Source organism: Bacillus sp. SB49, assembly GCF_000469135.2.
Lineage (GTDB): Bacteria > Bacillota > Bacilli > Bacillales > Halobacillaceae > Halobacillus.
On the sequence record NZ_CP048117.1, the window covers coordinates 1,722,478 to 1,738,413 of the forward strand.

The window sequence follows — 15,936 nt, forward strand, 5'->3', positions numbered from 1 at the left end:
ATGAGTCGATGAGTTTTTTCAAAAAGTTGAAAGAGAAGTTTGTGAAGAATGAAGAAACAGAGAAAAAGGAACAACTCCCTTTAGAGCAAGAGGAAGAAACAGAGCAGGAATCCCTTGATGGAGAGACCGAAGTCAAGTCGGAAGAGGTACCTGCCCCGGAAAAGGACACGTCTGAAGAAACCGCCGGTCAAGCATCACCTGAGCAGTATCCTTCTTCTACAGAACAGGAAGAAGTTGAGGAAGCCGATGAAGAAGAAATCCAGTCGGAAACGGAAACAGACGTGGAGGAAGAGAAAGACACCATCGCCTCGAAGTTCAAACGAGGCCTTCAAAAGACAAGGAACTCCTTTTCCAGTAAAATAAACGACCTCGTCGCCAGGTACCGCACGGTGGATGAAGATTTCTTCGAAGAGCTGGAAGAAGTACTCATTTCCGCAGACGTCGGTGTGACAACCGTCATGGAAATGATTGAAGAGCTTGAAATGGAAGTAAAAAGAAAGAACATTAAAGATCCACAGCAGGTGAAGGAGGTTATTTCCGAGAAACTGGTGGAAATCTATTACGGAGATGATGATGCAGGTGAAGTGGAAGGCCTGAAAGAAAACCCTGATGGTTTGACCATTTATCTCTTCGTAGGTGTAAACGGCGTCGGAAAGACGACGACAATCGGCAAACTTGCACACCGCCTGAAGTCAGAAGGGAAGAACGTAACGCTTGCAGCAGGAGATACATTCCGTGCCGGTGCGATTGAGCAGTTGGAGGAGTGGGGTAAGCGTGTCGGCGTGAACGTGACGAAGCACAGCGAAGGAAGCGATCCCGCAGCCGTCATCTTTGACGGGATCCAGTCAGCCAAATCAAGAAATGCCGATGTGCTCATCTGTGATACGGCCGGCCGACTGCAGAACAAAGTCAATTTGATGAATGAGCTTTCCAAAGTGAAGCGCGTCATCGAAAGAGAAGCTCCGGGTGCTCCTCATGAAGTACTGCTCGTCCTTGATGCAACAACGGGTCAGAATGCAATGAGTCAGGCGAAGACATTCGCAGAAGCGACCGATGTTACCGGTATCGTGCTTTCCAAGCTTGACGGGACGGCTAAAGGTGGAATTGTCCTGGCCATCCGTAAGGAGCTGGACATTCCGGTTAAACTGGTCGGCCTCGGTGAGAAAGTGACCGACCTTGAGAACTTCGACGCCCATGCATTCGTCTACGGTTTGTTTGCTGACATGATCGATGAGTATGAAGAGGACGAAGAAAAAACGTCTTAAGCCTTGACATCTGGGGACAGGCTCCGTTAATATTTATGTGTAAAGGTATTTCACTTAACAAGGAGTGCTTCCAACGTGCTGGAAAAAACGACACGTATCAACTATCTTTTTGATTTCTACCAATCGTTGTTGACTCCTAAACAAAGAAATTATATGGAGTTATATTATCTCGAAGATTACTCGCTTGGTGAAATATCCGAAACCTTTGATGTCTCGCGTCAAGCGGTTTATGATAACATTCGCCGAACAGAGACGATGCTGGAAGAATATGAAAAGAAACTTCTGCTATATGAAAAATTCCAGAAACGCCAGCAGGTGATCAAAGAAATGGAAGCAGAAATAGAACAAGAGAAGCTTCCGGAACGATTCCATGACTGGCTGGAACAACTACAAGAATTAGAATAGGGGGGGCTTTCAATGGCTTTTGAAGGTTTATCCGACCGTTTGCAGGAAACGATTAAGAAAATCAAAGGCAAAGGGAAGGTGACCGAACAAGATGTAAAAGAAATGACGCGTGAAGTTCGCCTCGCCCTCCTCGAGGCCGATGTAAACTTCAAAGTCGTCAAAGACTTCGTCAAGCGCATTAAAGAGCGCGCGATCGGCCAGGAAGTAATGGAAAGCCTTACTCCGGGGCAGCAGGTTATCAAAGTCGTCAAAGAGGAACTCACCGAGCTTATGGGTGGGAACGAAAGCAAAATCGCCGTCGCCAAACGACCACCGACTGTCATTATGATGGTCGGACTTCAAGGTGCCGGTAAGACGACGACCACCGGAAAGCTTGCCAACCTCCTAAGGAAAAGCTACAACCGCAGCCCGCTGCTCGTCGCAGCAGATATTTACCGCCCGGCCGCCATCCAGCAGCTGGAGACGCTTGGCAAGCAGCTGAGTATGCCTGTTCATGCGGAAGGAACGGAAGCGAATCCTGTGGATATTGCGAAGAATGCTATCGCCAAGGCGAAGGAAGAGCACTATGATTATGTGCTGATCGATACCGCCGGCCGACTGCATATTGATGGAGATCTGATGGGAGAACTGCAGGAAATCAAAGAAGCGGTCAACCCGGATGAAATCTTCCTCGTCGTCGACGCGATGACAGGGCAGGATGCTGTCAACGTAGCGGAAAGCTTCGATGAGCAGCTAGATGTAAGCGGCGTACTCCTGACAAAACTGGATGGGGATACCCGCGGTGGTGCGGCTCTTTCCATTAAAGCAGTAACAGGGAAGCCGATTAAGTTCGCCGGTATGGGAGAGAAGCTCGATCAGCTTGAGACGTTCCACCCGGAACGTATGGCATCCCGTATTCTCGGGATGGGGGATATGCTTACACTCATCGAGAAGGCACAGACCCAGGTTGATGAAAAGCAGGCGCGTGAGCTTGAAACGAAGATGCGTACAGCCTCTTTCACTTTCGAGGATTTCCTTGAGCAGATGCAGCAGGTGAAGAATATGGGGCCGTTGGATGAGATCCTCAACATGATCCCCGGCGCCAATAAGATGAAAGGCTTGCAGAACGTCTCGTTTGATGACAAACAGATTGTTCATGTGGAAGCGATTATCCAGTCGATGACCAAGCATGAGCGTCAGGATCCGTCCGTCATGAACGCAAGCCGCAAGAAACGGATCGCCAAAGGGTCCGGAACGTCCGTTTCCGAGGTCAACAGACTTTTGAAACAGTTTGAAGAAATGAAGAAAATGATGAAGCAGATGAGCAATACCAAAGGGAAAAAAGGTAAAGGATTTAAATTTCCGTTTATGTAATGGAAAAAACCTTTACACACCATTGAACTTCTGCTAAAATCTAAATCTGTGTGAAACATTAAAGAAATTTTGGAGGTTGTTAAATATGGCAGTAAAAATTCGCCTGAAACGTATGGGTTCTAAACGTAACCCATTTTACCGTGTAGTAGTAGCAGATTCCCGTTCTCCTCGTGATGGTCGCATCATCGAGCAAATCGGAACATATAACCCAGTCGCTAACCCTGTAGAGGTTAAGATCGACGCTGACAAAGCGATCGACTGGATGTCCAACGGCGCGAAGCCAAGCGACACGGTTCGTAACCTATTCTCAAACGAAGGCATCATGAAGCAGTTCCACGAAAAGAAAAACCAATAACGAAGTAGTGGTGATCCCATGAAAGCCTTAATCGAAACGATCGTCACTCCGCTTGTCGATCATCCCGAAGACATCAAGGTGGACGTAAAAGAAGAAGATCATAAACTGATTTATCATCTTTCCGTCCATCCCGATGATGTTGGAAAAGTGATCGGAAAGAACGGGCGGATTGCGAAAGCGATTCGAACTGTCGTGTATGCGGCAGGCTCAGATTCCGATAAGCGAATCTATTTGGATATCATGTAAGAAGGGAGAGGGAGAACCTTTCCCTTTTTTACTAGTTTCATGTATGAAACGCATGAGGAAGCGGTGGTGAGGGAACGAAGATGCAGATCATCAGAAGAGTCCCGGTAAAAGAAGTACTGACCAATAATAGCCGTGCAGAGATGAAGCGGAACTTCGACCAGAAATGGAAACAGCTTGATCAGGAATGTGAGCAATTGATGTTCGAACAAAAGAAGTTGGAACGTAAACCCGGCCTCTCGAAGCAGGAAGTCGAGAAGAGATTCTCTAAAGAAATCAGCCGGAGAAAAGATCAGCTTCGCTGGTTGGAATATCAATCGACACAGCTGGACATCCTGCCTGATGGAAGTGAGCTCAAGACGGACGAAGTAGATGTATTAGTCACCGTCCACGAAGGCGATTGTTGGAAGGACATAACACAGGAACAGGAAATCGTCATTAAAGATGGAAAAGTCATACGAGCGAGGTAGTCATATACATGGATAAACAATTGTACAACGTCGGAAAAATTATTAATACACACGGCATCAAGGGGGAAGTAAAGGTCCATCGCGTTACGGATTTTGACGAACGCTTCCAGCCGGGACAGCAGCTTTACTTGGTTCAAGAAAACAAGGAGCCGAAACCCCTCGTCATAACGACGCACCGTATCCATAAGGGGTTCGATCTGATTCGATTCGAGGAACATGGTTCCATTAACGATGTAGAACAATATAAGAATGGGAAGCTGATGGTTTCCGAGGAAGCTCAGGCTCCGCTTGGCGAGCACGAATTTTACTTCCATGAAATCATAGGCTGTGCGGTGTACTTGGAGACAGGGGAAGAGCTTGGTTTGATCAAGGAGATTCTGACACCTGGTGCGAACGACGTCTGGGTTGTCAAGCAAAAACAGGGCGCAGATGTCCTTATTCCTTATATAGAGTCTGTTGTAAAGCAAGTGGATGTAGATAACAAGACGGTGGTCATCGATCCAATAGAGGGGCTGCTTGACTGATGCATATCGATATTTTGACGCTTTTTCCTGAAATGTTCAACGGGGTGCTGCAGACTTCTATTATGAAGCGGGCTCAAGAGCAGGGAGCCTTCACTTATAATTATGTGAATTTCCGGGATTATACAGAGAACAAGCATAACAAAGTGGATGACTATCCCTACGGTGGTGGTGCAGGACTCGTATTATCACCCCAGCCGATCTTTGACAGCATTCAGGCCATCAAAGACAAATCGGAAAAACCACCACGGGTCGTCCTTTTATGCCCGCAGGGAGAACCGCATTCCCAGAAGAAAGCGGAGGAATTGGCGCGGGAAGACCACTTAGTGTTCATATGCGGTCACTATGAGGGGTATGATGAGCGGATAAGGGAAGAACTTGTAACGGATGAAATATCACTCGGAGACTATGTGTTGACGGGTGGGGAACTCGGGGCAATGGTCGTTATTGATTCCGTGGTGCGGCTTGTACCAGGTGTCCTTGGTAATGACCAATCAGCTCCGATGGATTCCTTTTCCAACGGGCTGCTTGAACATCCACACTATACAAGACCAGCTGACTTCCGCGGACGTAAAGTTCCGGATGTCCTTCTGTCAGGCAATCATGCCAAGATTGAAGAATGGCGCCACTATCAATCCTTGAAACGGACATTCGAGCGTCGTCCGGATTTGTTAAAAGACAGGGAACTCTCTGATAAGGAGAAATCTTGGATCAGGGAATGGGAAAATAGCTGAGAGCTGTTGAACTTTGCCCGGTCCTGTGGTATATTAATCTTTGTGCTTAAACGAACGGTTTAAGTGGAAAACGATGTTCCGCTGTTTCATAGAAAACACGAGCATTAGTTAAAAAGGAGTGAAGATCATGCAACAATTGATTCATGACATTACAAAAGAACAGCTTCGTACAGACCACCCAGACTTCCGTCCTGGTGACACTGTAAAAGTACACGTGAAGGTAGTCGAGGGTACTCGCGAGCGTATCCAGGTATTCGAAGGTGTTGTAATTAAGCGCCAGAACGGCGGAATCAGCGAAACATTCACTGTTCGTAAAATTACTTACGGTGTAGGCGTTGAGCGTACATTCCCTGTTCACTCTCCACGTATCGCTAAAATCGAGCGTACTCGTCGTGGTAGAGTACGTCGTGCGAAACTTTACTACTTGCGCAACCTGCGTGGTAAAGCGGCACGTATTAAAGAAATTATCTAATTTCAAGAGAAAGGAGCTTGCATCTGTCAAGCTCCTTTTTTCTAGTCAAGAAAGATTTGGGAGACAGCTTTTTAACTGTTTCGAATGCCCAGGAAGCGGGGACTAGTATGAAACAACAATGGTTAGATTGGATAAAGGCTTTCGTCATTGCAGCTGTACTTGCTGTCGTGGTACGTGTATTTCTGTTTGCGCCGGTTGTTGTTGAAGGGCCGTCTATGCTGGATACACTACATAGCGGGGATCACTTGATCGTTAGTAAATTGAACTATACATTAGGCTCTGCGGATCGTTTTGATGTCGTAGTGTTTCATGCGACTGAGCGGAAAGATTACATTAAACGTGTCATCGGTCTGCCCGGGGATCACATTCAGTATGAAAATGATCAGCTGTTCGTAAACGGAGAACCGGTGGACGAGCCTTTCCTTGATGAAAGAAAAAGCGAACTTCCCGAGGGTGTGCGTTTCACCGAAGACTTCTCCATGGAAGAGCTGCCCGGATCGTATGAAGTTGTTCCGGAAGGGCATCTGTTCGTGCTTGGGGACAATCGCAACAATTCCACAGACAGTCGGATGCTCGGCATGATCTCCGATGATCAAATTGTCGGACAGGCTGTTTTGTCCTACTGGCCGCTTAATCGGGTCAGTCTTGTTAATTAGGAGGTTTACGATGACTATTCAATGGTATCCCGGCCACATGGCCAAAGCAAAGCGGGAAGCGGCAGAGAAGTTGAAGCTCGTCGATTTCGTTATCGAACTTGTCGATGCAAGAGCACCTTTCTCTTCCCAGAACCCGATGCTGCATGAAATATTACAAGAAAAACCTAAGATGATCGTCCTTATGAAGAAGGACTTAGCCGATCCGCAGAAAACAGCAGAGTGGATCGAATATTTTGAAGCGTCATCCATCCCGGCAGTCGCAATTGAAGCAAATAAAAAACAAGATGTACAACGAGTAGTCCAGAAGGCGAAAGAGCTGGGCAGGGAGAAGCTGGAGAAATTGAAAGCAAAGGGCGTTCGACCGCGTGCTTCCAGAGCAATGATTCTTGGCATCCCGAACGTTGGGAAATCCACTCTCATCAACCGTCTTGCCAATAAAAAGATGGCCAAGACCGGCGATAAGCCGGGGGTAACGACTAAGCAGCAGTGGATCAAAGTGAAGAAGGAATTTGAGCTTCTTGATACTCCAGGGATTCTCTGGCCGAAGTTCGAAGAAGAAGAAGTAGGTTATCGTCTTGCGGCCATCGGAACGATCAAGGATCAGATCCTTCCGAAAGAAGATGTGGCAGCTTATGTTCTTGATTACATGAGAGACCATTATCCTGCTTTGCTTGAGGAGAGGTTCGGATTCGACCGTTATGATGATATCATGGAAGCTTTCGAACAGATTGGTCGGAAACGAGGGTGTCTCGAGAGCGGGGGCGTCGTCAATTTTGAGAAGGTGTCGGATGTTATCCTTCAGGATCTAAGATCAGGTAAATTCGGCTTGATCAGTTTAGAAAGTCCGGAATAAGGAAGAAAGCGCACAGGAATAGCTGCCTTGCGCTTTTTTCTTATGTAGAGAAGCTAATGATTGCAGAGATGTTTCCGATAAAAGAAGAAAGGTAGTGGACGTACTGTCATGTCAAAACGGACGATTGCAGAGATATCTAAAAGGATAAAAGAAGGAACGATGACTTCAGCAGATTGGGAGGCGTTCCAAAGAGATGAACGAAAAGGTGTCAAGAAGCTCTTGGAACGTTATTTGAAAGAGAAAGAAAAAAAAGCAGAGCAGAAAGCTCAGTTCGAGGAGAAACGTCAATTTGAAATTGCATGGATTTCTCAAGGAAAGCAGGCGATTGCAGGAATTGATGAAGCAGGAAGAGGCCCGCTTGCCGGACCGGTCGTTGCTGGTGCCGTCATTCTTCCGGAAGGTTTCTATCTGGAGGGTCTGGATGACTCTAAGAAGCTTTCATTAAAGAAGAGAGAAGCGTTCTTTTGCCGAATTACGGAGGAGGCCGACTGGGGCGTAGGTGTCGTATCAAGTGAAGAGATCGATCGCTTGAATATCTATCAGGCTACCAAATTGGCGATGAAGAGGGCAGTAGAGCAGCTATCTGTATCACCTGACCACCTGCTTATTGACGCCATGGAGATCGATTATCCAGCCTGCAGCCAGACAAGCCTCGTTAAAGGTGACCAACGTAGTGTATCCATTGCCGCTGCGAGCGTCATCGCCAAAGTAACTCGAGATCGCTATATGGCAGAACTGGAAGAGGCGTACCCTGGTTATCATTTCCGGTCTAATCAGGGGTACGGGACGAGTGAGCATTTAGAGGCGTTGAGAACGCTGGGAGCGACACCTGCCCATAGAAAGAGCTTCGCTCCTGTGAAATCTGTCTTGTAAGAAAGGGCGTATAATCATGTTGAATGGTATTTGGTCCAAACTCGGTCCGATTATCCAAAACGCTGCTATGAAGGAGACCCCTGGTAAGAATCAGGTAGTGAGAGGATATGTGTCAGAGCGCCCACAGGGTACTAAAACGGTCGTCGAAGTCGGCGGCCGCTCTTTTTCTATTCATACCCAGTCTAACGTTAAAGAAGGCAGAACCTACTTCTTTAAAGTACTGGAAACGGAACCTGTGATGAAGTGGGAAGCTTTGCGCGAAGGGCGGCATGCAGCCATGCCTGCCCGGACCGGAGGAAGACAGCCCCTCTCCACAGATAAAGCAATGCTGGATACACTCCCCGTCTTCCCCCAACCACATACCGCTCCATTCCTTCCTCTTTTACAGAGTGATCGAAACAGTGCCGAATTCATACAGGTCATGGCCAGGAGCGGGCTTACGGTACCTCCTGCGCTGATTAACAGCTTGGTGAGGAAAGCCTCCCATTCTGTCACTGCAACATTTGCCAAGCTGGAACAAGCACTCTCTCAAGCTCCGATATCACGACGTATCAATAAGCTGCAAGGCGTCCTGACACACTTCACGGCAGAGAATTCCTCGGAATCGGCAGCCGGATCTGCTGCAGAGAAACTGTTACGGGAAGTCGTAGAAGGAGACCGAAGCTCGTATCAGCTCTTCCGTCAAATTGGTTTAATTTCCACCCAGTCCTTTTCATCCTATCGTTCTGCCTGGCTTCAATGGGCAGAAAACGGGGAAGAATCACCTCCCTTTCCACAAAGCCTGGAAAAGATGGCGGAAAAACTAAAAGGGGTGTGGGATGTTGTCCAGTCTCGAGAGTTGGTTGATCCCCCTACTATTATGAAGACATCTCTTTCACATAAAGCACCTCTTCTTCCTTTTGCCACCACGTTGGAAAAAGGGATGATAGAGGATACTGCTTCTCCTCCTGGTTTTTCTTCTCCGGCCGTAGACAAAGTGTGGCCTGATTTACTTAGTCGTCTTCATCATATAAGAAACGATCCGGCCATGATTGACCTGCTGGTGGACTGGGTCAGCCGATTAAGCATATTCCTTAAGCTTTCGGAAAAGGAACATGCATACATTCGTTTGAAAGCGGCTGTTGCCAGTTACGGATTCGATTCTGAAAAGCGGATGGTTTCAGGAGAACCACAAAGAGACAGCCTGAAATCTCTGTTGCTGCATCCGGAATCAAAAGCCCTGCTGGCCCCGCAAGTACTCAAGGAGACTCTGAACACGTTAAATAAAATGCAGTCGATCTCACGCAGGGAGACGGATCAAGGAGTACAGCTGTTTCTTCAGCTCCCTGGAGCCGTCTTTCATGCTTCCGGTGACATTTACATAACCATGGACGGGAAGAAGAAGCGGAACAGCTCAGCTTTGGACCCGTCATTCTGTCACATCCTATTTTATCTAAATCTTGAAAGCCTGGACGAGACGGTCCTTGACCTTCGAATCAATAATAAAAACGTATCCGTACTCGTTGAGCCGGGGGTAAAAGGAGCGGGTGCCCTTGTCGAATCCTATAAAAAAGAGCTGGAGCAAGGTTTGTCGGAGCAGGGATACCGGCTGGTAAAGTTTCATGTGTATGATTCCAAAGAGACCTGTGCTCCGAAGACAACTGCAACGGATAAGAAAGGAGTAGATGTGTGGATATGAACAAGAAACAGAAAAGGGCGGTCGCCCTCCGGTATCAATCGGGTCATCATGCGGCACCGGTAGTAAAAGCGAAGGGGACGGGCAGCACGGCCGATCGTATTCTACAAAAAGGGGAGCAGCACGATGTTCCGGTCCATGAAGACCCGACTCTCGTGGAGTTATTGTCTGAACTGGATTTGAATGAACACATTCCGGAAGATTTGTATCATGTCGTTGCTGAAGTTTTCGCTTTCGTCTATAAAGCTGACAAAGAATGGGGAAATTCTTAATGCATAGATTGTGTTTACATAATAAAATATCTGTCAATCTTGCGAATTTTTCGACAGAAATCTAGCTTAGTATGGACAATTGATAGCGTTTTTTTATACAATGGACATGCAGTGAAAAATGATGGGAGGATGAAACATGAATATTCACGAGTATCAAGGAAAACAAATCTTGCGTGATTTCGGCGTTTCTGTGCCGAACGGCCACGTAGCATATACCGTAGATGAAGCTGTTGAAGCAGCGGAGAAATTAGGTAGCAGCGTGACTGTAGTAAAAGCACAAATCCACGCAGGTGGACGTGGGAAAGCCGGAGGAGTCAAGATTGCCAAGAATCTTGATGAAGTGCGTACATACGCGGAAGAGATACTGGGAAGCACCCTGGTAACCCATCAAACTGGTCCAGAAGGTAAAGAAGTAAAGCGCTTACTAATTGAAGAAGGCTGCGATATTCAAAGTGAATATTACATCGGGCTTGTCCTTGACCGTGCAACAAGCAAAGTAACAATGATGGCCTCAGAAGAGGGCGGAACAGAAATTGAAGAAGTAGCAGAAGCTACACCGGAGAAAATTTTCAAAGAAGTAGTTGACCCGGTGACAGGCTTGACGCCGTTCCAGGCGCGCCGGTTGGCGTTCCAAATCAATATTCCGAAGGAGGCGGTCGGAAAAGCTGTCAAGTTCATGCTCGGACTTTATGACGTCTTCGTACAAAAGGATTGTTCTGTAGCTGAAATCAATCCCTTAGTCACAACCGGAGACGGAGACGTCATCGCTCTGGATTCCAAACTGAATTTTGATGACAATGCTTTGTTCCGTCAGAAGGATATTGCTGAACTTCGCGATTTGGATGAAGAGGATCCGAAAGAAGTAGAAGCGTCCAAGTATGACCTTAGCTATATTGCATTAGACGGCAATATCGGTTGTATGGTAAACGGTGCGGGCCTGGCAATGGCGACTATGGATACAATTAAACACTACAGTGGTGATCCTGCTAACTTCCTTGACGTAGGAGGCGGTGCGACTGCGGAGAAGGTAACCGAAGCGTTTAAGATCATCCTGTCCGATGAAAACGTAAAAGGAATCTTTGTGAACATTTTCGGAGGAATTATGAAGTGTGACGTCATTGCCCAGGGCGTCGTAGAGGCGACTAAACAAATCGGGCTTACGCTTCCACTTGTCGTACGTTTAGAAGGAACGAACGTGGATGCAGGGAAGAAAATTCTTGAAGAATCCGGACTAAATATCACTTCTGCAGATTCCATGGCAGAAGGTGCACAAAAAATCGTAGAACTGGTCAAGTAAGAAAGGTGGGGAAAACGGATGAGTGTCTATATTGATAAGAATACAAAGGTAATAGTCCAAGGTATCACAGGTTCGACTGCACTATTCCATACGAAACAAATGGTGGATTACGGTACACAAATCGTCGGAGGAGTGACACCTGGTAAAGGTGGAACCGAAGTCGAAGGTATTCCGGTATTCAATACTGTGTCAGAAGCTGTAGAAAAAACAGGAGCCAACGCATCCGTCATCTATGTACCTGCACCATTCGCAGCTGACGCGATTATGGAAGCGACAGATGCAGAGGTTGATCTCGCTATCTGCATTACAGAACATATCCCGGTTTTGGATATGGTTAAAGTAAAACGATACATGGAAGGAAAGAAAACGCGCCTTGTCGGTCCTAACTGCCCTGGTGTTATTACTCCGGATGAGTGTAAAATCGGTATTATGCCGGGCTACATCCACAAAAAAGGACATGTCGGAGTTGTATCCCGTTCCGGAACACTCACATATGAAGCGGTTCATCAGTTGTCAGAGTCCGGTATCGGCCAGTCGACTGCTGTCGGAATCGGCGGTGACCCTGTCAATGGCACAGACTTCATCGACGTTTTGAAAGCTTTCAACGAAGACCCAGATACAGAAGCCGTAATTATGATCGGGGAAATCGGCGGAACGGCAGAAGAAGAGGCAGCCGAATGGGTAAAAGCCAATATGAAGAAGCCGGTCGTTGGATTTATCGGAGGCCGTACAGCACCTCCCGGCAAGCGTATGGGGCATGCCGGTGCCATTATTTCAGGCGGTAAAGGTACAGCTGACGAAAAAATCCGCGTCATGAATGAATGCGGAATCGAAGTGGCGGAAACCCCTTCCGTTATGGGAGAAACGCTTATAAAAGTGTTGAAAGAGCAAAATCTCTTCGATAAATGCAAGACCCACTAAGTAACTAAGGCGGAGGCCGTGTCGATCTAAAGGCACGGTCTCTATCTAATGGAAAGAAGGTGCCTGATTGAATAACAGGAGAACACGTTTGATCGCCCTGCATCAAATCCCGGGAATGTCCCGTTCTTTGTTAAAAAGGATAGGGAGAGCAGATTCAGATCTGCTGTTACCGTACCGTGCCGATGCGGAGGAGCTTGTCCATATGCTTGGTATTTCCCCCGTCCGTGCTGCTGGTATCATTCATCATAGGAACGACCCTAATATAATGAAGAAACTCGACAAAATCTTACAACACGGCCGTGTTGTTACATGGTTCGACAGGCATTATCCACCCCTTCTCCGAACAATCCCAGATCCTCCTCTCATTTTATATCTCCAAGGAGACGCTTCTCTATTACACCCCTTTCGCCCGTTGAGCGTCATTGGAACAAGAAAGCCTTCCAAATATGCCTATCCTGCGATGACGTCCGTTCTAGTCCCGCTGATAGATAAGGGCTTTACAATCATCAGCGGAATGGCCAAGGGAATCGATCAATATGCCCATCAGCTGGCAGTGGAAAATAAGGGAAGAACGATAGCTGTGCTCGGTTCCGGTTTTCATCATGTCTATCCCCGTAATAATGAGAGTCTTTATAGAACCCTCGCTGAAAATCAACTCGTCATCAGTGAATATCCGCCGGATCAGCCGCCTAAGAAGTATCACTTTCCAGAAAGAAATCGTATTATTTCCGGTCTATCTACAGCGACGTTTGTAGTGGAAGCACGCCTTAGAAGCGGGACCCTTATAACGGTCGATCAGGCTCTCGAGCAGGGGAGGGACGTCTATGCTCTGCCAGGTCCGGCGGGAAGTCAAACGAGCGAAGGGTGCCATCGGATGATCAACGATGGTGCGAAACTTGTCCATACCTATGAGGATATATGGGAGGATTGGGAATAGAAACTGGGATCGTTTCCTTTTCGCTTCCATATCCGACCGATATTTCATTAAATTGTAACTTTTTTCACGCTCCCGAACATATGTATTGCCAAAAGGTGCCGTTTCCATATATTCTGTTTATTAAACGTACCGAACCGTTTCCTCAAAAGGTTGATATCACGCTGTTTTTCGTAGGAAACGCTTTCCTGTTCCGAGAATTCAAAAGGAGATAATTTCGGGGTGAACAGGGAGATACTTAAGGAGATGCGGCTTAACTCGGGGCGTTGTTTTTCAAGAAACATGTTTGACAAACGGTTTCATTGTATTTAATAATAGGGAAGATTTATTTATGAAAAATTATCAAAGAATGGAACAGAGAAATTTACCTCTATGGGAGGAACCTACATGGCAGATTATCTTGTAATCGTTGAATCACCAGCGAAAGCAAAAACAATTGAACGCTATCTCGGAAAAAAATACAAAGTGAAGGCTTCACTTGGTCACATCCGCGACTTACCGAAAAGTCAAATGGGTGTAGATGTTGAAAATGAATTCGAACCAAAATATATAACCATCCGTGGTAAAGGGCCCGTCCTGAAAGAACTGAAAACCGCTGCAAAGAAAGCGAAGAAAGTATATCTCGCAGCCGACCCCGACCGTGAAGGGGAAGCAATTGCCTGGCACCTTGCCCACAGCCTCGATATTGATGATACCTCCGACTGCAGGGTCGTCTTCAACGAAATTACGAAGGAAGCGATCAAAGATTCTTTCAAACATCCGCGTTCGATCGATTCGGATCTCGTTGACGCCCAGCAGGCACGCCGGATTCTTGATCGCCTTGTTGGATACAACATCAGCCCGATCCTTTGGAAGAAAGTTAAGAAAGGTTTGAGCGCCGGTCGTGTGCAGTCCGTAGCCGTAAAAATAATTATCGATCGGGAAAATGAGATTAAGAGCTTCGAGCCTGAAGAGTATTGGACGATCGACGCTGATTTCTTGAAGGATAAGGAAGCTTTCCAAGGATCATTCTATGGTGTTGATGGGAAGAAGCAGGAATTGAAGACAGAAAACGACGTTAAAGAAATACAGAGCCGTATGAAGGGAAAAGATTTTTCCGTTGAAAAAGTCAACAAACGAGAGCGCAGACGGAATCCGTCCCTTCCGTTCACGACTTCTTCTTTACAACAGGAAGCGGCGCGGAAATTGAACTTCCGAGCCAAGAAAACCATGATGATCGCACAGCAGTTATATGAAGGGATTGATCTTGGCGGAAAACAAGGCACGACGGGTTTAATTACCTACATGCGTACAGACTCCACAAGGCTGTCTAATTCCGCTAAAGAAGATGCGAAACAGTATGTGGAAGGCCACTTTGGCAAAGAGTACCTGGGTGCAGATAAGAAAGCGAAGAAGCAGGAAGGAGCACAAGACGCACACGAAGCCATTAGACCGACGGGTGCCGACCGTGATCCTAAAGCTATGAAGAGCATTCTTTCCCGCGACCAGTACCGCCTTTATAAACTGATTTGGGATCGTTTCATCGCCAGTCAGATGGCTCCTGCCGTACTCGATACGATGACTGTCCACCTTTATAATGAAGGAGTGGAGTTCCGTGCCACAGGATCAGAAGTGAAATTCAAAGGTTTCATGAAGGTATATGTGGAAGGAAACGATGATAATAAAAAAGAGAAAGATAAACTGCTTCCTCATCTGGAAGAAGGAATGACGGTGAAAGCGGAAGAAATCAAGCCGAATCAGCATTTCACCCAGCCGCCTCCGCGATACACAGAGGCCCGCTTGGTAAAAACGCTGGAAGAACTTGGTATAGGTCGTCCGTCCACCTATGCTCCTACACTTGACACCATTCAGCGTCGTGGGTACGTAGCCCTTGATAATAAGCGTTTTGTACCGACGGAATTAGGGGAAATCGTCTTAGAACAATTGAAGGAGTACTTCCCTGAAATCATTGACGTCGACTTTACGAAAGAAATGGAAGATGACCTCGATGCCATTGAAGACGGCAAGGAGGAGTGGGTGAATATCATCCAGCACTTCTACAAAGGTTTCGAGCCCCGCTTGGAAAAAGCGGAGAAAGAAATGGAAGAAGTGGAAATCAAAGACGAACCGGCTGGGATTGATTGTGAGAATTGCGGTCATGAAATGGTCTACAAGATGGGCCGTTACGGAAAATTCCTCGCCTGCTCCAACTTCCCGGAATGCCGGAATACGAAGCCGATCCTTAAAAAGGTTGGCGTCACTTGTCCGAAGTGTGAAGAAGGCGAAGTAGTGGAAAGAAAAAGTAAGAAAAACCGGAAATTCTTCGGTTGTGAACGGTACCCGGAATGTGATTTCATTTCATGGGATAAACCGATCAGCCGCCCTTGTCCGAAATGTGAATCGCTTCTTGTGGAGAAGAAAGTCAAGAAGGGCACTCAAATCCAATGTACAAGCTGTGATTATAAAGAAGAGCCGCAGGCATAATCCGGTTATATAAATAAGAGCCTATGACTATCCTTATAGTTGTAGGCTCTTTTCCCTTTTTGATTGACACCGGAAGTAGGTGGCGCTATAATTACGGTTTGGTAAGGCTACATACTTGACAGCTGGTTAAATAAGGTTGGACCCATGACTAATGACTTAAACATGCTCAAGTCG

Annotated in this window: 18 protein-coding genes; all 18 read left to right on the forward strand. The window is 46.8% G+C overall.

The window, feature by feature from the left end:
* The first annotated feature begins 8 nt into the window (after positions 1-8).
* The 18 genes from ftsY (at position 9) to topA (ending at position 15,762) form a co-directional block, all read left to right on the forward strand.
* Entirely contained in the window at positions 9-1,265 is a 1,257-nt protein-coding gene (gene ftsY / locus M662_RS09060) for a signal recognition particle-docking protein FtsY (protein WP_026577478.1), read from the forward strand.
* A gap of 75 nt (positions 1,266-1,340) precedes the next feature.
* Entirely contained in the window at positions 1,341-1,670 is a 330-nt protein-coding gene (locus tag M662_RS09065; protein WP_008637865.1) for a putative DNA-binding protein, read from the forward strand.
* Positions 1,671-1,682: 12 nt separating this feature from the next.
* Complete coding sequence (gene ffh / locus M662_RS09070; protein WP_026577477.1) at positions 1,683-3,023, forward strand: signal recognition particle protein; 1,341 nt, start codon at positions 1,683-1,685, stop codon at positions 3,021-3,023.
* A gap of 85 nt (positions 3,024-3,108) precedes the next feature.
* Entirely contained in the window at positions 3,109-3,378 is a 270-nt protein-coding gene (gene rpsP / locus M662_RS09075) for a 30S ribosomal protein S16 (RefSeq protein ID WP_008637867.1), read from the forward strand.
* Between the two features lie 18 nt (positions 3,379-3,396).
* On the forward strand, positions 3,397-3,624 hold the full coding sequence (locus M662_RS09080) for a KH domain-containing protein (protein ID WP_008637868.1): 228 nt from the start codon (positions 3,397-3,399) through the stop codon (positions 3,622-3,624).
* 80 nt (positions 3,625-3,704) lie between these two features.
* Complete coding sequence (locus tag M662_RS09085) at positions 3,705-4,091, forward strand: YlqD family protein (RefSeq protein WP_008637869.1); 387 nt, start codon at positions 3,705-3,707, stop codon at positions 4,089-4,091.
* Positions 4,092-4,099: 8 nt separating this feature from the next.
* Positions 4,100-4,615 (forward strand): ribosome maturation factor RimM, encoded by a 516-nt coding sequence (rimM, locus tag M662_RS09090; RefSeq protein WP_008637870.1) that lies wholly within the window; start codon positions 4,100-4,102, stop codon positions 4,613-4,615.
* Positions 4,615-5,346, forward strand: coding sequence for a tRNA (guanosine(37)-N1)-methyltransferase TrmD (gene trmD / locus M662_RS09095; RefSeq protein WP_026577476.1), 732 nt, complete (start codon positions 4,615-4,617; stop codon positions 5,344-5,346). The genes rimM and trmD overlap by 1 nt, the downstream gene beginning before the upstream one ends.
* A 127-nt stretch (positions 5,347-5,473) precedes the next feature.
* On the forward strand, positions 5,474-5,818 hold the full coding sequence (rplS, locus tag M662_RS09100; RefSeq protein WP_008637874.1) for a 50S ribosomal protein L19: 345 nt from the start codon (positions 5,474-5,476) through the stop codon (positions 5,816-5,818).
* 107 nt (positions 5,819-5,925) lie between these two features.
* Complete coding sequence (gene lepB / locus M662_RS09105) at positions 5,926-6,474, forward strand: signal peptidase I (protein ID WP_026577475.1); 549 nt, start codon at positions 5,926-5,928, stop codon at positions 6,472-6,474.
* A 10-nt stretch (positions 6,475-6,484) separates the two neighbouring features.
* The gene (gene ylqF / locus M662_RS09110; RefSeq protein WP_008637877.1) at positions 6,485-7,327 is read left to right on the forward strand and encodes a ribosome biogenesis GTPase YlqF; all 843 of its coding nucleotides are present in this window, start codon (positions 6,485-6,487) and stop codon (positions 7,325-7,327) included.
* 108 nt (positions 7,328-7,435) lie between these two features.
* On the forward strand, positions 7,436-8,200 hold the full coding sequence (locus tag M662_RS09115) for a ribonuclease HII (protein WP_008637880.1): 765 nt from the start codon (positions 7,436-7,438) through the stop codon (positions 8,198-8,200).
* 16 nt (positions 8,201-8,216) lie between these two features.
* Positions 8,217-9,878 (forward strand): hypothetical protein, encoded by a 1,662-nt coding sequence (locus M662_RS09120; RefSeq protein ID WP_026577474.1) that lies wholly within the window; start codon positions 8,217-8,219, stop codon positions 9,876-9,878.
* A complete protein-coding gene (locus M662_RS09125; RefSeq protein ID WP_008637883.1) occupies positions 9,875-10,147 on the forward strand; it encodes an EscU/YscU/HrcU family type III secretion system export apparatus switch protein in 273 nt (90 codons plus the stop codon). Before M662_RS09120 ends, M662_RS09125 begins: the two co-directional genes overlap by 4 nt.
* 136 nt (positions 10,148-10,283) lie before the next feature.
* Complete coding sequence (sucC, locus tag M662_RS09130) at positions 10,284-11,444, forward strand: ADP-forming succinate--CoA ligase subunit beta (RefSeq protein WP_008637885.1); 1,161 nt, start codon at positions 10,284-10,286, stop codon at positions 11,442-11,444.
* 18 nt (positions 11,445-11,462) lie between these two features.
* The gene (gene sucD, locus M662_RS09135; RefSeq protein WP_008637886.1) at positions 11,463-12,365 is read left to right on the forward strand and encodes a succinate--CoA ligase subunit alpha; all 903 of its coding nucleotides are present in this window, start codon (positions 11,463-11,465) and stop codon (positions 12,363-12,365) included.
* 67 nt (positions 12,366-12,432) lie between these two features.
* Positions 12,433-13,302, forward strand: coding sequence for a DNA-processing protein DprA (gene dprA, locus M662_RS09140; RefSeq protein WP_026577473.1), 870 nt, complete (start codon positions 12,433-12,435; stop codon positions 13,300-13,302).
* 384 nt (positions 13,303-13,686) lie between these two features.
* Entirely contained in the window at positions 13,687-15,762 is a 2,076-nt protein-coding gene (gene topA / locus M662_RS09145; protein ID WP_008637892.1) for a type I DNA topoisomerase, read from the forward strand.
* Positions 15,763-15,936: the final 174 nt, after the last annotated feature.